The sequence below is a fragment of the Micrococcus sp. 2A genome (genome assembly GCF_039519235.1).
Taxonomy (GTDB): domain Bacteria; phylum Actinomycetota; class Actinomycetes; order Actinomycetales; family Micrococcaceae; genus Micrococcus.
On sequence record NZ_CP154351.1, the window covers coordinates 2510403 to 2527090 of the forward strand.

Sequence of the window (16688 nt, forward strand, 5' to 3'; positions counted from 1 at the left end):
CCAGCCCTCAGGGTGGTCACGACACGCCGCATCCCGTTCCCGCAGATGGCGTGTCGTGACCACTCGGGACGCGTCGACGCGCCCGCCACGACCGACTCCTCGCTGGCGGCGCCCGCCGATCGCATCTCGTTCAGCGTCCTCCCCGACACGCAGTTCTACTCGCGCTATGCCACCGCCGGGACCGGAGACCCGTACATGACCCACTACGGCTCGGAGCCCTTCCTGGCCCGGACGCAGTGGATCGCGGACAACGACCAGGCCTACGGCGTCGCCTTCACGATGCACCTCGGTGACGTGGTGGACCGCGCGAACCCGCCCGAGGAGTGGGCGGTGGCGGACGAGGCCATGTCCGTGCTGGAGCAGGCCGGCGCCCCGTACTCGGTGCTGGCCGGCAATCACGACGTCGGCGCCGGCGCCTCGGACACTGACGCCGTCTCCTACGAGACCTACGTCTCGCACTTCTCCGCCGAGCCCGCGGCGCAGCATGCCACCTTCCTGGAGCGCGACCCCTCAGGCGCCTCGGAGGCTCACCTGGTGGCGCAGGGCGGGACGACCTTCCTGGTGCTGGCCATCTCGTGGCAGTCCCAGCAGGAGACTCTGGACTGGGCGAACCGCGTGATCGCCGCCCACCCGGGCGTCCCCACGATCCTGACGAGCCACCAGATCCTCAACGTGGACGAGGCCACCGGCGAGCAGCTGTCCTCGGCGTACGGCGAGCGCCTGTGGAACGACGTCATCGCGCCCAACGACCAGGTGTTCCTGACCCTCAACGGCCATCACCACGGTGCCACCGAGCAGGTGTGCTTCGACGACGCCGGCCGCACCGGCATCACGGCCAGCTACTTCACCACCGCCGACGGCGCGGACGTGGACGACGAGACCTTCCCGAACGGCTTCACCCTCGAGGCGTTCATCAAGATCGACCCGGACTTCACGCCCGAGGAGAACGCCTGGATGCAGTGGCTGACACGCGACGGGCAGCGGGAGAACCTCCCCGGCTATGTGGACACCGAGGGCGATGAGCCCCCCTTCGCCTGGGCCTTCTCGAACCTCCGCGATGTCCAGCTCTCCGTGGTGGACTCCCAGGCCCCGGTCGCCACGGAGACGTCCGCCTGGTCCGGCGAGATCGTGGGCAGCGGGCAGTGGCACCACCTGGCCGCCGTGAACGACCCGACCACGAAGACCACCACCATGTACGTGGACGGTGTGCCGGTGCAGCGCAACGCCACGGAGACCGTGGGCATCGCCCACGACGAGGCGCAGCGCTGGGTGTTCGGCGCCGGCTCCTACGACGGCCAGCGTCAGTCCGGCTTCCTCGGCTGCCTCGGCGAGACCCGCATGGTGGACCGCCCGCTCGCCCAGAACCAGTGGCTCACCTCCCGCGCGGAGACCACGACGCCCGTGGATCCGGCCCCCGTCGAGCCGACCCCCGTGGCGCACCCGGAGCGCATGCTGACCCGTGGCGACGCCGTCGCCCTCGTCCGAGACCGCACCGGCGTGGACCTGACCGGCATCCTCGCCGACCAGCGGGGAGGCCGCCGAGGCGCTCGCACACCTGCGTTGACCGTGACCCCGCCGGGGCGGCCCGCGGAGGGTCCCCGGATCCTGGGCGAGTCTCGACGAGCGACCTGACCTGGCAGGAGGTCGACGGGAGACAGCGGCTCGAGGTCGGCTCTCACGTGCGGGCCGACCTCCAGGGGCGCGGCTGCGCGGCCGAGGCCGCGGCAGCCCGCCGGGACCCCGCGCGGAACGCGCAGCGCAGTGCCGAGCTCGTCGCGGACATCCACCCGGAGAACACGGCGTCCCGGCGGGTGACGGAGAAGATCGGCGGGGACGGCCCTCGGAAGGACATGGGTGAGCCCCCACCTCAACGGCGGGGGCTCACCCATGGAGTCAGCTCACTTGGCGTGGCGCTGGAGCAGCTCCTTGGCCTTCTCCAGGCCGGCGGCCTCGATGTCATAGGAGCCGGTCGCCTTGTAGTGGTCCTCGACCGCGTCCGTGACGCTGTACTCCTCCGGGTTGCCGGGGGGCGTGGACGTCTCCAGGACGTGGAGCAGGTAGGTCTCTCCGGCGGCCAGGGCCTCGGGGGTCTCATGTGCCATGCCAGTCTCTCCTTGCAGTGCTGACGGTGGAGGAAGAGAGCGTATGACACCGCGGCGTCAGGACGCCAGCATCCGCACCGTCGCCAGGTTCCGGGCCGTGCCCACGACGCCGAGGGTCCGCTCGATCCGAGTCAGCGTGAGCGGCGAGTCTCGCACGGTCGTGGCGTGGCGGATCCAGAGGAACCGGCCCACGAGCACCGCGCGGTCCTCCCCCGGGTCCAAGGCCGCGAAGGCCACCGCCCGGCTCGGGTCCGGGACCGCGTTCAGCAGGGTGAGCTGCACCGCCTTCGGCTCCTGCTCCGGCCAGCCCTGCGCCTCGAGCACGGCGAGGGCCTCCCGGAGCTCGGCCGGCGACGTCGCCATCACCGGCACGTCGATGTCCCGCTCAGCCCGCGCCGCGGCGGCCACGGAGGCGGCGACGGCGGCCGGGTCCGCGCCGGCGGGCAGCGTCAGGATCACGTTGCCGCTGGCCTGGACCGTGCGGACGTCCGTGCCGCCGGCCTGCTCGGCCCAGCGGATGAGGTCCACCTTGGGGATGCGGCGGTGGGCGCCCACGTTGATGCCCCGCCAGAGGAGCACGTGGACGTCGCCCAGCGTCGTCGGGGCAGCCATGGTCAGCGCGCCTCGACCAGGTGGGCATAGACCACGCGGTTGTCCTCGAACGTCCGTGTCCACGGGTTGTAGCCGTCGCACGTGATCATGCGCAGCTCCGGGCGCTCGGTGTTCCCGTAGACCTCGTCCGTGGGGAAGTCATCCTTGCCGTACTCCTCGACGCGGTCCACCTCGAAGACGGCCGTGGTGCCGTCCTCGCGCTCCACCGAGACGACGCCCCCCGGCTCGAGCTCCGAGAGGCGGCGGAACACGCCGTCGCTGTTGCCGTACGCGCTCACGTGGCCGAGCAGCACGGCCGGACCGCGCTCTCCGGGCGTGGGCGAATGGATGTACCACGCGGCGGGCGTCCCCGGGTCGCCGGAGGGGACCTCGAGGGCGCCGTCGTCGCGCAGGCCGAGATGCAGCAGCTCTGAGTCCAGGCCGATTTCGGGGGCGGAGACGGAGACGGGCTCGGACGCGGGCAGCACGTCGGGTGCGCCCTCCTCCGCGGCGGCCGTCGACGGCGGCGCGGAGCCAGTCGAGGCGGACGCGCTGGGTGCCGACGCGGGGGTGCTCGCCGAGGCCGAGGCAGGCGGGGTGGACACGGGCGTCGCGCTCGGGGACGGCGCGTCGCCGGAGGACGAGAGGGAACGGCGATACGCGCTCTCACGGACGTCGGCGAAGTGCGGGGAGGACGACGAGGTGGACGGGCTGGGTGCGCTCGTCGCCGGCACGGGCTGGGTCGGCGAGGCCGACGGCGTCGAGCAGCCCGTGACGAGGAGAGACACGGCCGCCGCGGACGCCCACAGGCGCCCGCGGCGGCGGTCAGGGGATCCGGTCATGCGCGAAGCGTAGGGGATCCGCCGGGAGGGGTGCCGGTGTCAGGCCTGCGCACGACGGCGGGTCGCCACACCGGCGCCGACGACGGCGGCCAGGCCCAGCGCGCCCACGGCCAGGGCGGCGGCGGGATCGGACTCCGGGGCGATGCCGGTGTCCGCGGCGCCGACGGGCACCTTGGTGACCTGCTTCTCCTCGGCCTCCTTCGTGGGCTCGGCCTCCTTCGTGGGCTCGGCCTCCTTGGCGGCGGACGCCTTGATCGCGGCGATCTCCTCGGCGGCGGCCCTCTCGCGGCCCTCGACCTTGATGCCGGTCGCCACGTCGATCTCGCAGCCGATGCCGTCCTGATCGGAGTCCAGGTCGTCGTGGTAGAGGTCCGAGGACTCCTTGATGTTGCCCTTGCCGGCGGCCCACGCGTCCTCGCAGTCGGCGTGGGTGTACGCGGCGTCCGGCTTCGCCTGGTCGCGCGGGTCGTGCGAGGCGGTGGGGGCAGGAGCGGGCTTGGCGGACGGCTTCGTCGCAGGGGTCCACTTGTGGGTGCTGGATCCCTTGGGAGGGTTCACGCACGCGACCTTGTCCCCGTCGCCGTCAAGGCCCTTGCGGAAGCCGGGGGTGTCCGGAGTGATGTGGGAGAGGTTCGCGGCGTAGACCTCCTGGCAGTTCGCATAGGACGGCGCAGCTGTGGCCGGGGTGGCGGCGAACAGGGACACACCGAGGGCGGCGGTCAGGGTGACGCCGGTGGCGAGCTTCTTCATCGGGATTCCTCCGAGATCGTGGCGGGTGCCGTCCCTCATGCCGTCGTGTGGCGGGGGCGACATCTCGCATTCAAGCCGATCCCTCCAGGGATATCCATTCGACAGCCGGGGTGCCGCACAGGCTCCGATCAGCTGCCTCGCGCACAGCACCGCTTCCTGTGCTTGTCATCACATCCACCGTCTGACATGGGAAGCTCCCGGCCGCGTCAGGGCCTTAACGTGTCCGGCCCGTCAGTAGCCTGCCTGGATGGACATGGACACGCGCGACCCCCACGCCCCGGCGGACCGGGAGCTGCTGCAGCGCGCCGCGGACGAGTGGCGTGACGCGCTGATCGACGTCGGCGGCACCAACCGCCTGCTGCACTTCCGCAGCACGGCCGCCACGGTGGACCTGGCCCAGGCCGCGCCGGACGCCTACACGGCCCTGCTCGCGGGCGGCGCCGTCCGCCTCTCCCAGCTCTTCCCGGAAGCGGACGCCCACGCCGCCGCGCACCGTGCCTGCACCCAGCTGCACCGCCGGCAGCGCGAGGCCGTGGAGGAGTACGGCGTCCCGGTCACGCACCTCGCGGTCGGCTTCGCCACCTGGCTCGGCGAGTCCGACGCCGCCCCCCGGCCCCACGCGCCCGTGCTGCTGCGCCCGCTGCAGATCGAGCGCACTCGCGGCGCCGGGGAGGGCTGGACGCTCACCCTCACGGACGACGTGCAGGTCAACACCGTGCTGCTGCACGTGCTCGCGCACGCGGGCGCCGAGATCGCCGAGGAGGACCTCCTCGCCCCGCTCGAGGACCTCGGCCCCGAGCAGGGGATGCGCGTGAGCCTCGCCCGGCTGGACGCGCTGGCCGCGGACGTCGAGGGCTTCGCCGTGATGCAGGAGGCCGTCCTCGCCGCCTTCTCGTACCAGAAGCAGCCCATGGTCGCGGACGTCACGGACCTGGACGCCCTGGCCGGCTCCGAGCTGGTCCGGGCCCTCGCCGGCGAGCCGGACGCCATGCGTGGCGCCCGCACGGCCGCCACGGGCGTGCCCGTGGAGCCCTCGTCCCCGGACTACGCGCCCGCGGACTCCGAGTACCTCGTGCTGGACGCGGACGCCAGCCAGTCGTACGTGGTCAACGCGGCACTCGCCGGGCGGAACCTGGTGGTGCAGGGCCCTCCCGGCACGGGCAAGAGCCAGACGATCGCCAACCTGATCGCCGCCCTGATCGCCTCGGGGAAGCACGTGCTGTTCGTGGCGCAGAAGCGCGCCGCCATCACCGCCGTCCTGGACCGCCTGGACCACGTGGGGCTCTCCCACCTGCTGCTGGACCTGTTCGCCGCGGACGGCTCGCGGCGTCTGGTGGCCGAGCAGCTGAAGGCCGCCCTCGATCGGCCGGAGGAGGACACGGGCCCGGAGGACGTCGCCCTCCACAGTCGGCTCGCCGCCGCCCGTGACCGCCTCGTGGCGCACAAGGACGCCCTCACCGAGCCGCGCCACGGCTGGGGGATCAGCGTGAGCGCCCTGCGCACCGGCACCGCCGGCATCCCGACGGCGGCCCGCACCTCCTTCCGCCTCCCCGCCTCCGCGTTCGGCGACTGGGCGCCCGGCGACCTCGACCGCCACGCCGCGGCACTGGACGAGCTGCATGAGCTCGGCGCCCTGAGCCCGGCCTGGCGCACCGCCCCCGGCTGGCGCCCGGACGCCCTGCGGACGCGCGAGGACGCCCAGCGGCTGCGCGGCCGCGTGCTCGAGCTGCAGCAGCGCCTCGTCGGCCTGACGGACCTGCTGCCGCCGCTGGCCCGCGCCGCCGGCTATCCGGCCCCGGCCACGCTCGAGCAGGTCGCGTGGGTCGTCGGGCTGCACGCGGGCGCCGCGCGGCTCGAGCGGCGGGTGCCGGGTCTCGTGCACGCCCCGGACGTGGAGGAGCTCGCCGCCGCCGTCGGGGGCGGCGAGGACGTCGGGTTCTGGCGGCGCCGCGGCCTCAAGCGCCGCGCGCGGGACGTCCTCGAGGGCGTGCCCCGAGAGGAGCACGCCGCCCTCCTGGCCGAGGCGGGGCACCTGCGTTCCCAGTGGCGCGGCAGCGGAGCCCCCTCGGCCGCGCCCGCCACCGCCGAGGCCGAGGCCGCCCTCGCCGAGGTGCGCGCGCTGCTCGGCGAGCTCGCCCCCGCGGTGCAGGGCATGGACCTGGAGGGCCTGGGCCTGGAGGAGCTCCAGAAGCGCCTCGCCCGGCTCACCGACGGCGGCCGGGCCAGTGCGCTCGTCCGCTCGGCTGACGCGCGGGCCGCCCTGGCCGCGGCCGGCCTGGACCCGTTCATGCGGATGCTCGTGACCCGGCTGTCCTCGGGCGAGCCGCTCGACGCCGAGCCCGGGCTCCTGCTGCGCTGGGCCGTGCTGCGCTCCCTCCTCGAGGAGGCCGAGCTGAGCAGCCCAGGCCTCGCGGGCCTGCGGGGCGCGGACCTGGACCGCGCGGCGCGCGCGTACCGCACGGCCGACGTCGCGCACCTGGCCGCCAATGCCACGCGCGTGCGCCGGCGCGCGGCCGAGCACCTCGAGAGGGAGATCGACGCCCACGGGGAGGAGTACGCCCGCCTGGTCACGGAGATCACCCGCAAGCGCACCGTGCGGCCGGTGCGCCAGCTCTTCGAGGACTCCCCCCACGTGATGCGGGCCGCCACGCCCGTGTGGGCCATGAGCCCCCTCCAGGTCTCCCGGCTGCTGCCCGCCGAGCGGTGCTTCGACGTGGTGGTCTTCGACGAGGCGAGCCAGATCAGGCCCGCCGACGCCGTCCCGGCCCTCCTGCGCGCCGGCCAGGCGGTCGTCGCGGGCGACAGCCGCCAGCTGCCGCCCACCGAGTTCTTCACCAAGGTCATGGAGGACGCGTCCGAGGACGAGGACGAGGACGTCGCCCTGGACGGGCGCGGCAGCGAGGGCCGTCGGGACGCGCGGCCCCGCGCCGGGAGCCTGACGAAGGACGCCGAGTCCATCCTGGCGGCCATGGACCGGCTGCTGGCCGGCCAGAGCCGCGGCCTCCAGTGGCACTACCGCTCGCGGGACGAGCGGCTCATCGCCGTCTCCAACGAGCACGTCTACCACCGCAGCCTCACCACCTTCCCGGCCGCGGACGCCCAGGACGCCGTGCGGCACGTGGAGGTGCCCGCGAGCCCCGGGATCAACGGCTCCGCCAACAGCCCCGAGGTGGAGGTGGCCGCCGTCGTCGAGCTGGTGCGCGAGCACGTGCGCCGCCATCCCGGGGAGAGCCTGGGCATCATCGCGTTCGGCGCGAAGCACGAGGCGCGGATCGAGGCGGCGCTGTTCCAGGCCATGGCCGAGGACCCGGCGTTCGAGCGCGCCCTGAACGCGCGCACGGACGAGCCGTGGTTCGTGAAGGCCATCGAGCGCGTGCAGGGCGATGAGAGGGACGCGGTCATCCTCAGCGTGGGCTACGGCAAGGGCGCGGACGGGCGGCTGCGCTACTTCTGGGGCCCGCTCCTGCGGGAGGGCGGCGAACGGCGCCTCAACGTGGCCATCAGCCGCGCCAAGCGCCGCATGACCCTGGTGACGAGCTTCAGCCCGGACGACGTCCCCGCGGACGGGCACTCCTCCGCGGGCTTCCAGCTGATGCACCGGTTCCTGCACTTCATGGCCTCGGGGGGCACGCGGCTGACCGGCGGGCCGAGCGGCGGGATCGCGCTGAACCCGTTCGAACTGGACGTGCAGCGCCGGCTCGAGGAGGCCGGCCTGAGCCTGGACGCGCAGGTGGGCGTGGGCGGCTACCGGATCGACTTCGCCGCGCGGCATCCGGAGAAGCCGGGGCGGCACGTGCTGGCCATCGAGGCCGACGGTGCCTCGTACCACTCCGGCCACACCGCCCGGGAGCGCGACCGCCTGCGGCAGTCCATGCTCGAGGCCCGCGGCTGGCGCTTCCACCGCATCTGGAGCACGGACTGGTTCGCGGACGCGGATGCGGAGGTGGCCAAGACGGTGGCGGCGTTCGAGGCGGCGGTGGCGGCCGACGACGCGGGGTGACGGCGCGTGTCCCCGCAGGCTCAGATGCCGTCGGCCCCGGCCGGGGCTCCGGCTCAGCGGTTCCCGGGGAAGCGCGGGTCGACCGCCTCGCCGCCGGGCGCGTGCACCGTGGCGGGGGCGCCCGTCTCATCGGCGCCGCGCGCGCAGCACGAGCTCGAGGTCGAACCGGGCGTCCGGGTCGTCCAGCGCGTCCCCGAAGAGCTCCCGCAGGCGTCCCACCCGGTAGCCCACTGTCTGCGGATGCACGCCCAGCTCCGCGGCGATCGGCGCGCGCTGACCCCAATGCGTGAGCCAGGAGAGCAGGGTGGCCTCGAGGATCTCGCGCTTGGCCGCGGTCACGCCCTCGAGCGGCGCCAGCACCCGGCCGGCCAGCTGCGCCACCACGCGGGGCTCGGCTCCCAGCACGACGCGGGCGAGGTGGTGCTCGGCCAGCACGGGATCCCCCGTGCCGCCGCGGCCCTGCACCGCGAGCGTGCGCGCCACCCGGTACGAGTGCGGCGCCAGGCCCCACTCCACCGCCGGACCGACGACGGCCGCCGTGCCCGCGAGGAGACGCAGCATCTGCTCGCGCCGGACGCGGGGCGGCAGGGCGTCCACCACCGCGACCACCTCGGACTCCCGCTCGACCACCAGGCCGGTGCGGCCGAGGCGGTGGCGGACGTCCGCGCCGGCCGCGGCCGGGAGGACCACGACGGCCAGACGGCGCGGCAGGCGCCAGTCGGCGAGCGCGGCGAGGCGCTGCACCTCCTTCTCCTCCGCGCCGCCGCGGATGAGCGCGGAGGCGAGGTCGGAGCGGTAGAGCTCGAGCAGACCCGCCTGGGCCGACTGGGCTTGGGCATAGGCCTGCGCACTCACGGAGGAGAGCTCGTCGATGTACGCCCAGATGGACTCGCCGAGGTCGATCACCACGGACATGTCCATCCCCTGCCGCGCGCACTCGGCCGAGAGGTCACGGAACACGATCCGCGCAGACGTGCGGTACGCCCCGAGGAGGGCGTCCATGCTGCGGCCCTCCCGGAACTCCCCCGCGCCGAGGGTGGCCATGAGGGCGCGGGAGTCGTCGTTGAGGGCGGGCAGGTCCGTGCCGGGCAGGCGCATGAGCTGCTCGAATGCGGTCCGCACCCCGTGGGAGAGGTTGCGGCCGTACTTGCCGTCCCGGGCTTCGGCGTAGGCCGGGATCTGATCCGGGACGTCCTGGATCATGCGCGCCATGACGGCCGGCAGGGCCGGCGCGAGCTTCTCGGGCAGGTCGGCGGGCAGCGACTGCCACGGGGGGCTCCACTCGCCGTCGTCGCTGGTCAGGCCAGGGTGGACGACGGCGGGGGACGAATCCGGGAAGGGGGCGGGGGGCTGGCTCATCGTTGTCTCCTCATGATGAAGAACGTCCCTCGATCGTACGTCCAGCGAGAAGAAACACAGCGTGTCCCGCCATACGCTTGGGCCATGGCCGGACCGACCCTGCTGACCCGCATCGCCTCGGTGCTGCTGCATCCCCTGACCCCCGAGGACGTGCTCGGACTGCTGGACCCCGTGCGCTCGTCGCGCCAGCTGCGCGGCGTGGTCACAGCCGTCACGCGCGAGACCGCCGGCACCGCCACGATCGCCTTCCGCCCCGGACCGGGCTGGACGGCGCACGACGCCGGCCAGTGGGCCCGCATCGGCGTGGACGTGGACGGCGTGCGCCAGTGGCGCTCCTACTCGCTCTCCGCCCCGGCCGGCGCCGACCCGGAGATCACGGTCTCGGACATCGGGGTGGTCTCGGGCACCCTGGTGCGCGGCACCAAGCCCGGGGACGTCCTCTTCCTGGACCTGCCCGAGGGCGACTTCACGCTTCCAGAGGAGCCGCGCCCCCTGCTCATGCTCACGGCCGGCTCGGGCCTCACGCCCGTGATGTCCATGATCCGCACGCTCGTGCCACGCCGGGCCGACGCCGACGTCGTGCTGATCCACTCCTCCCGCACCCCGGAGGACGCGCTCTTCCGCGAGGAGCTGGCCGAGCTCGCAGACCAGTTCCCCGGCCTGACGGTGCACCACCGCTACACCGCCACGGACGGGCGCCTGGACCTCACCACCCCCGCCGATCTCGAGGCCCTGTGCCCGGACTGGCGCGAGCGGGCCGCGTACGCGTGCGGACCGGCCGGCCTCCTGGACGCCGCGGAGGCACTGTGGTGCGCGCACGCCGGCGAGGACCTGCGCATCGAGCGCTTCCGCGCGGACCTGACCGCCGGCGTCGCGGGGGCGGGCGGGCGCGTGACCTTCGAGCACTCGGACGTGGAGGCGGACGCCCCGGGCGACGTGCCCCTGCTCGAGGTGGCGGAGGACGCCGGCGTGGCCGCGCCCAGCGGCTGCCGCATGGGCATCTGCCACGCCTGCCTCACTCCGCTGCGCTCCGGCCAGGTCACGGACCTGCGCACGGGCGAGGTCCACGGCGACCCCGGCGAGCTCATCCAGACCTGCGTGAGCGCGGCCGCCGGGCCCGTGAGTCTGGCCGTGTGAGCCCGGCCGGCCCCCTCCCGGCCCCTTCGACATCCATCCATCGCCTCCCGAACCGTCAGGAGACCACCGTGACCCAGACACTCCCCCGCCCCGCCGGCGCCACCGCCCCCGCAGACCCCGCCCTCGCGATCCCGGGCACCACCGTCCGCGGGCGGCAGGCCCGCGTCCTCCCCGACGACCGCCCGGACACCACGAGCTGGGCCCCGCGCGGCGACGAGGCCGACGCCGCGACGAGGGCCGCGCCGAAGGCCCGCCCCGGGATGCTGGCCACCGAGGGCGGCCCCACCGTGCGCCCGCCGGCCGCCGCGCACCTGAGCGACGAGCAGGTGGCCGAGCTGGGCCGCGAGCTCGACGCGATCCGCGACGACGTGCTCGCCCGCCGCGGCGCCTCCGACGCGGCCTACATCCGCCGCGTCATCCGCCTGCAGCGCTGGCTCGAGGTGGGCGGACGCACGCTGCTGCTGAACGCGAAGAACCGCGCCGCGTTCGTCGCCGGCATCGCCATGCTGACCACCGGCAAGATCATCGAGAACATGGAGATCGGCCACAACGTCCTCCACGGCCAGTGGGACTGGATGCGCGATCCGGACATCCACTCCACCACGTGGGAGTGGGACTTCGTCACGCCGTCGTCGGCCTGGCAGAACACCCACAACGACGCGCACCACCGCTGGACCAACGTCATCGGCAAGGACACGGACGTGGGCTACAACCTGCTCCGGATGGACGAGTCCGAGCCGTGGCAGCCCCGCCACCTCCTCAACCCCGTCCTCAACGCGGCCCTCGCCCCGATCTTCGAGTGGGGCATCGCCCTGTACGACCTGGAGCTGTCCAAGTTCCAGGCCGGAGAGAAGTCCTGGGCGGAGATGCGCCGGGACCTGACGTCGGTGGCCGTGAAGGCCTCGCGCCAGGCCGCGAAGGACTACCTGGCCACGCCGATCGTGGCCGAGGCCCTCACCGGCTCCGGCAGGGCCGCGGTCAAGGCCACCCTCATCTCCGGCGTGCTGCGCAACATCTGGGCGCACTCGGTGATCTTCTGCGGACACTTCCCCGACGGCGTGGAGACCTTCACGGAGGAGATGGTGGAGGGCGAGACGCGCGGCGACTGGTACGTGCGCCAGATGATCGGCTCCGCCAACATCTCCGGCTCGAAGCTCATGCACTTCATGACCGGCAACCTCTCCCTGCAGGTGGAGCACCACCTGTTCCCGGACCTGCCCTCGAACCGGTACGCCGAGGTGGCACCCAAGGTCCAGGACATCTGCCGGCGCTACGGCCTGCCCTACACCACGGGGCCGTTGCACAAGCAGGTCGGCTCGGCGTGGGCCAAGGTGTTCCGGCTGGCGCTGCCGTGATCGGCTGACTCCCCCGACGGCCGGGCGGGCGGGGACCTCCCCGCCCGGTCTGAACACGGGGACCGGATCTGAGTCCTGGACGCAGATCCGGTCCCCTTCGTGCGATCCGGCCCCGCTCAGCCCTGACGCTCGGCCAGCTCCGCGAGCCGGTCGATCGACGCGCGGAGCTGCTCTTCGCCGGTCCGCAGCGCCTTCTGGAGGCGCTTCGGGTCGGTGAGGGCGGTCCAGTCATAGGTGTGGGTGACGCGGCAGCCGCCCTCGTCGTCGTCCTCGACCTCCCACCGCCACAGCTGGCCGAACGGCTCCCCGCCGACCTCGGAGGGCTTCCAGGCGATGCGGCGGCCCTCCTCGAACTCGACCACGTGGTTCGCGCGGTCCACCCCCTTCTGCAGGGTCATGACGAACACGTCCCCGACAGCGGTCACCCGCTGCCCGGGGGCGGCCTCAGCCAGGTTGTCGTTGCCGTCCCACTCGGGCTGGCGGGAGGGGTCCGCGATCAGCTCGAAGACGACGCAGGCCGGCGCGTCGACGTGGCGGGTCGCGGACACGACGCGGTCCTCGGGGGCGGGCAGGGCGGTCTCGTCGATGTGCTCCATGGCGTCAGGGTAGGGGTGCACCGCCGCCGTGGGCCATGCCCTACGCACGCGGGCGAGGAGCGCTCGCACGACCCCGGCTCCTCACCCCCTACCCTCGTGAGCATGACGTCCCGGCTGCGCCTCCTCCTGACCACCGCGATCGTCCCGGTGTTCTGGGGCTCCACCTACGTGGTGACGCGGCAGTGGCTGCCCGCGGACCTGCCCCTCACCGGCGCCGCGATCCGGGCCCTGCCGGCCGGGCTGATCCTGCTCGCCCTGACCCGGCGCCTCCCCCGCGGGGCGTGGTGGTGGAAGTCCGCACTGATCTCCTTCCTGACCATGGGCGGGTTCTTCGTGCTCGTGTACGTCTCCGGCTCCCGCCTGCCCAGCGGCGTGGCCGCCACGCTCATGGCCTCCGGGCCGCTGGTGATGGTGGTGCTGGGCCGCCTGCTGCTCCGCGAGCGAGCGCCGCTGATGGCGTACGTCGGCGCCGTCGTCGGGATCCTCGGCGTGGCCCTGCTGGCCGGCAGCGCGATCGCCACCCTGGATCCCATGGGCGTGGCGGCCGCGCTGACCGGCGTGCTGACGTCGTCGCTGGGGTACGTGCTGACGAAGCGGTGGAGGCCGCCCGTGGACTCGCTGACGTTCAGCGCGTGGCAGCTGACCCTGGCCGGCGTGATGCTGGCACCGGTGGCGCTGGCCGTGGAGGGCCCGCCACCGCCCCTGGGCCTGCCCGCCGTCCTGGGGTTCGCGTACATGGGCCTGATCGCGACCGGGCTGGCCTACGTGCTGTGGTTCCGGGGCCTCGCGGCGCTGCCCGCCCGGACGGTCGGGATCCTGGGGCTGCTCAACCCCCTGACGGGCGTCCTGCTCGGCGCCGCCGTGGCCGGGGAGATGCTCAGCCCCCTGCAGGCACTCGGGGCGGCGGTCATCCTGCTCGGCGTGGGTCTCGGGCTCATGACGACGCCGCGGGTGCTGCGACGGCGGCCTGCCTGACCGGGCCCGCCGCCGTAGACTCGAGACATCCGCCGTCATCGGCGCGGCCCGCCGGTGACCTGGTCCTTCCGAGGGAGCCCGCGCCGTGACCGACCACCCAGGCACGCCGACCGCCACCGCCCATCCCGTCCCGTGGACGCGGACCACCGCAGCCGAGGCCCTCGCGCACTTCGGCGTGGACGGCCAGGTGGGGCTGAGCTCCGCCGAGGTCCTCCGCCGCCGCGCGGAGCACGGCGCCAACGAGCTCGAGGCCTCGGCCGCCGAGTCGTCCTGGCGCCGATTCCTGAGGCAGTTCGCCGATCCGCTGATCCACCTGCTGGCCGCCGCCGTCGTGATCTCCGTGGTGGCCTGGTTCTTCGAGGGCGCGCACGGCGCCCCCGTGGACGCGATCGTGATCGCCGTGATCATCGTGTTCAACGCGGTCCTGGGCTACGTGCAGGAGGCGCGCGCCGCGGACGCGGTGGCCGCGCTGCAGGGGATGGCGGCGGTGATGGCCACGGTGGTCCGTGACGGCCGCACCGTGCAGGTGCCGGCCGTCGACGTCGTCCCCGGGGACGTGCTCGCGCTCGCCGAGGGCGACTCCGTGGCCGCCGACGCCCGCCTGATCGCCTCCTCCTCCCTGCACATCGCCGAGGCCGCGCTGACGGGCGAGTCCGCCCCGGTCGGCAAGGGCCCGGCCCCGATCCCGGGCGAGGTCAGCCTCGGCGACCGGGCGAACATGGTCCACAAGGGCACGGCTGTGACGCAGGGCGTGGGCACCGCGGTGGTCACCGCCACGGGCATGGAGACCGAGATGGGGCACATCGCGCGGCTGCTCAGCTCCACCGAGAAGAAGGCCACTCCGCTCACGCGGGAGATCGACGCCCTCGGCCGCACGCTGGGGATCGCCGTCATCGGGATCGCGGTGGTGGTGATGGCGGCGATCGCGATGACGAGCGGCATCCACTCCGTGCGCGAGGCGGTGGACGTGCTGATCGTGGGCGTCTCGCTCGCCGTCGCCGCGGTGCCGGAGGGGCTGCCCGCCATCCTGTCCGTGGTCCTCTCCCTCGGCGTGACGGCCATGAGCCGGCGCAACGCGATCGTGAAGAACCTCTCCTCCGTGGAGACGCTGGGCTCCGCCTCCGTGATCTGCTCCGACAAGACCGGCACCCTCACCCGCAACGAGATGACCCTGCAGGCCGTCCGCGCCCCCTCCGGGCAGGCCCGCCTCAGCGGCGTGGGCTACGCGCCGGAGGGCCGCGTGCTCCTGGACGACGGCGTCGACCTGCTCGCCGCCGACGCCGCGCACCCCCTGCGCGAGGAGGGCGTCGCGCTGCTGTGCGGCGGCTCGCTCGCCTCCAATGCCGAGGTGCGCCGGGACGACGACGGCGCCTGGTCCGTGCTGGGCGACCCCACGGAGGCCGCGTTCGTGGTGGCCGAGCGCAAGGCCGGCCTCGAGGAGGCCCGCGCCGCGCGCTTCACCCGGGTGGCCGAGGCGCCGTTCACGTCCGAGCGCAAGATGATGTCGGTCGTCGTGACGGACGGAGAGCGGGACGGCGCCCCCCTGCTCGTCGCGAAGGGCGCGCCGGACGTGCTGCTCCAGCACTGCACCCGCGTGCGCAGGGGTGACGAGGTGCTCGCGCTCGGGGAGCCCGACCGCGCCTCGGCGGCGCGCGACGTGCAGGAGCTCTCCGACCAGGCGCTGCGCACCCTCGCGGTGGCGTACCGCGGCCTCGAGCCCGCCGAGCTCGAGGCCGCCCGGGCGGCGGACGGGACCCTCGACGGCGAGGCCCTGCGCGGCCTCGAGAAGGAGCTCGTGTTCGTGGGCACCGCCGGGATCATCGACCCGGCCCGCGCCGAGGCCGCCGACGCCGTCGCCACCGCCCGCGGCGCCGGGATCCGGGTGGTCATGATCACGGGCGACCACCCGGCCACCGCGCTGCGGATCGCCCAGGAGCTGGGCATCGCCGAGCCCGGCCACCGCGCCCTCTCCGGGCCGGAGCTCGAGGCGATGGACGCCGAGCAGCTGCGCGCCGCCGTGCGGGGCGTGGCCGTCTACGCGCGCGTCTCCCCCGAGCACAAGCTGCGGATCATCGGTGCGCTGCAGGCCGACGGGGCCATCGTCTCCATGACCGGCGACGGCGTGAACGACGCGCCGGCCCTCAAGAAGGCGGACATCGGCGTGGCCATGGGCATCACGGGCACCGAGGTGTCCAAGGAGGCCGCGGACATGATCCTGGCCGACGACGACTTCGCCACGATCGTTGCCGCCGTGCGGCAGGGCCGGGTGATCTTCGAGAACATCAAGAAGTTCCTGCGCTACCTGCTCTCGTCCAACACGGGCGAGGTGCTCACCATGTTCTTCGGCGTGATGCTCGCGGGGTTCCTCGGCCTGACCGGGCACGGGTCCGGCGTGGTGGTGCCGCTGCTGGCCACGCAGATCCTGTGGGTCAACCTCGTGACGGACTCCGCGCCCGCCCTCGCCATGGGGATCGACGCGGAGGGCGACGACGTGATGGCCCGCCCGCCGCGCCGGGCGACCGACCGCGTGATCGACCGCCGCATGTGGGGCGGGATCCTCACGATCGGCGCCGTGATGGCCGCGGTCACCCTCCTGGCCCTGGACAGCCAGCTCCCGGGCGGCCTGCTGGCCGGCTCCGGCACCGTGGTGGACGCCCAGACCTGCGCGTTCACCACGCTCGTGCTCGCGCAGCTCTTCAACGCCCTGAACTCCCGCTCCGAGACCACCTCCGCCTTCCACCGCATGTTCCACAACCGCTGGCTGTGGGCGGCGATCGCCTTCGGCGTGCTCTCCCAGGTGCTCGTGGTGCACGTGCCGTTCCTGCAGACCGCGTTCGGCACCACGGCGCTGGATGCCGGCCAGTGGCTGATGTGCCTCGGCCTGGCCTCCGTGGTGCTGTGGTTCGACGAGCTGCGGAAGCTGGTGCTGCGGGCCCGCGGGGCGTGAGGACGGGGCGGCCCCGACGGGCCGCTGAGGCCGG

Annotated in this window: 12 protein-coding genes and 1 pseudogene; 7 read left to right on the plus strand and 6 right to left on the minus strand. The window is 74.0% G+C overall.

Features of this window, described 5'->3' with window-relative positions; translation table 11 throughout:
- The first annotated feature begins 45 nt into the window (after positions 1–45).
- Both AAG742_RS11670 and AAG742_RS11675 read left to right on the plus strand, forming a co-directional pair.
- Positions 46–1632 (plus strand): LamG-like jellyroll fold domain-containing protein, encoded by a 1587-nt coding sequence (locus AAG742_RS11670; RefSeq protein WP_298714425.1) that lies wholly within the window; start codon positions 46–48, stop codon positions 1630–1632.
- Between the two features lie 47 nt (positions 1633–1679).
- Positions 1680–1769, plus strand: a pseudogene (locus AAG742_RS11675) (hypothetical protein); the annotation flags it as partial.
- Between the two features lie 129 nt (positions 1770–1898).
- On the opposite strand, the gene AAG742_RS11680 reads toward AAG742_RS11675, so the two are convergent.
- Genes AAG742_RS11680 through AAG742_RS11695 form a run of 4 tightly spaced genes read right to left on the minus strand, consistent with a single transcriptional unit; the run spans position 1899 to position 4285 of the window.
- Positions 1899–2102: a hypothetical protein gene (locus AAG742_RS11680; RefSeq protein ID WP_248115800.1), complete on the minus strand. Its 204-nt coding sequence runs from the start codon at positions 2100–2102 to the stop codon at positions 1899–1901.
- Positions 2103–2159: 57 nt separating this feature from the next.
- Positions 2160–2714, minus strand: coding sequence for a DUF1697 domain-containing protein (locus AAG742_RS11685; protein WP_298714427.1), 555 nt, complete (start codon positions 2712–2714; stop codon positions 2160–2162).
- Positions 2715–2716: 2 nt separating this feature from the next.
- Positions 2717–3535, minus strand: coding sequence for a class F sortase (locus AAG742_RS11690; protein WP_298714429.1), 819 nt, complete (start codon positions 3533–3535; stop codon positions 2717–2719).
- A 39-nt stretch (positions 3536–3574) separates the two neighbouring features.
- Positions 3575–4285 carry an excalibur calcium-binding domain-containing protein gene (locus AAG742_RS11695; protein ID WP_298714431.1) on the minus strand — a complete coding sequence of 237 codons (711 nt, stop codon included), beginning with the start codon at positions 4283–4285 and terminating at the stop codon, positions 3575–3577.
- A 247-nt stretch (positions 4286–4532) separates the two neighbouring features.
- Here AAG742_RS11695 and AAG742_RS11700 point away from each other — a divergent pair, with 247 nt between their 5' ends.
- A complete protein-coding gene (locus AAG742_RS11700) occupies positions 4533–8285 on the plus strand; it encodes an AAA domain-containing protein (RefSeq protein ID WP_298714434.1) in 3753 nt (1250 codons plus the stop codon).
- 126 nt (positions 8286–8411) lie between these two features.
- Here the strand turns inward: AAG742_RS11700 and AAG742_RS11705 are convergent, their stop codons facing one another.
- The gene (locus tag AAG742_RS11705; RefSeq protein ID WP_248115807.1) at positions 8412–9644 is read right to left on the minus strand and encodes a PucR family transcriptional regulator; all 1233 of its coding nucleotides are present in this window, start codon (positions 9642–9644) and stop codon (positions 8412–8414) included.
- An 84-nt stretch (positions 9645–9728) separates the two neighbouring features.
- Here AAG742_RS11705 and AAG742_RS11710 point away from each other — a divergent pair, with 84 nt between their 5' ends.
- Complete coding sequence (locus tag AAG742_RS11710) at positions 9729–10781, plus strand: ferredoxin reductase (protein ID WP_298714439.1); 1053 nt, start codon at positions 9729–9731, stop codon at positions 10779–10781.
- A gap of 68 nt (positions 10782–10849) precedes the next feature.
- Positions 10850–12136, plus strand: coding sequence for an acyl-CoA desaturase (locus tag AAG742_RS11715; RefSeq protein WP_298987709.1), 1287 nt, complete (start codon positions 10850–10852; stop codon positions 12134–12136).
- A 116-nt stretch (positions 12137–12252) separates the two neighbouring features.
- Here the strand turns inward: AAG742_RS11715 and AAG742_RS11720 are convergent, their stop codons facing one another.
- Positions 12253–12732 (minus strand): SRPBCC family protein, encoded by a 480-nt coding sequence (locus AAG742_RS11720; RefSeq protein WP_298987711.1) that lies wholly within the window; start codon positions 12730–12732, stop codon positions 12253–12255.
- Between the two features lie 102 nt (positions 12733–12834).
- On the opposite strand from AAG742_RS11720, the gene AAG742_RS11725 reads away from it, so the two are divergent.
- Together AAG742_RS11725 and AAG742_RS11730 are read left to right on the plus strand one after the other, a co-directional pair.
- Positions 12835–13707, plus strand: a complete 873-nt coding sequence (locus AAG742_RS11725; RefSeq protein ID WP_298714448.1) for an EamA family transporter — start codon at positions 12835–12837, stop codon at positions 13705–13707.
- A gap of 85 nt (positions 13708–13792) precedes the next feature.
- Entirely contained in the window at positions 13793–16654 is a 2862-nt protein-coding gene (locus tag AAG742_RS11730; RefSeq protein ID WP_343282156.1) for a cation-translocating P-type ATPase, read from the plus strand.
- Positions 16655–16688 lie beyond the last annotated feature (34 nt).

Bases quoted from the DNA above. Each gene is read 5' to 3' on its own strand.
- AAG742_RS11670 (WP_298714425.1), top strand. From the start codon at position 46: ATGGCGTGTCGTGACCACTCGGGACGCGTCGACGCGCCCGCCACGACC.
- AAG742_RS11680 (WP_248115800.1), bottom strand. From the start codon at position 2,102: ATGGCACATGAGACCCCCGAGGCCCTGGCCGCCGGAGAGACCTACCTG.
- AAG742_RS11685 (WP_298714427.1), bottom strand. From the start codon at position 2,714: ATGGCTGCCCCGACGACGCTGGGCGACGTCCACGTGCTCCTCTGGCGG.
- AAG742_RS11690 (WP_298714429.1), bottom strand. From the start codon at position 3,535: ATGACCGGATCCCCTGACCGCCGCCGCGGGCGCCTGTGGGCGTCCGCG.
- AAG742_RS11695 (WP_298714431.1), bottom strand. From the start codon at position 4,285: ATGAAGAAGCTCGCCACCGGCGTCACCCTGACCGCCGCCCTCGGTGTG.
- AAG742_RS11700 (WP_298714434.1), top strand. From the start codon at position 4,533: ATGGACATGGACACGCGCGACCCCCACGCCCCGGCGGACCGGGAGCTG.
- AAG742_RS11705 (WP_248115807.1), bottom strand. From the start codon at position 9,644: ATGAGCCAGCCCCCCGCCCCCTTCCCGGATTCGTCCCCCGCCGTCGTC.
- AAG742_RS11710 (WP_298714439.1), top strand. From the start codon at position 9,729: ATGGCCGGACCGACCCTGCTGACCCGCATCGCCTCGGTGCTGCTGCAT.
- AAG742_RS11720 (WP_298987711.1), bottom strand. From the start codon at position 12,732: ATGGAGCACATCGACGAGACCGCCCTGCCCGCCCCCGAGGACCGCGTC.
- AAG742_RS11725 (WP_298714448.1), top strand. From the start codon at position 12,835: ATGACGTCCCGGCTGCGCCTCCTCCTGACCACCGCGATCGTCCCGGTG.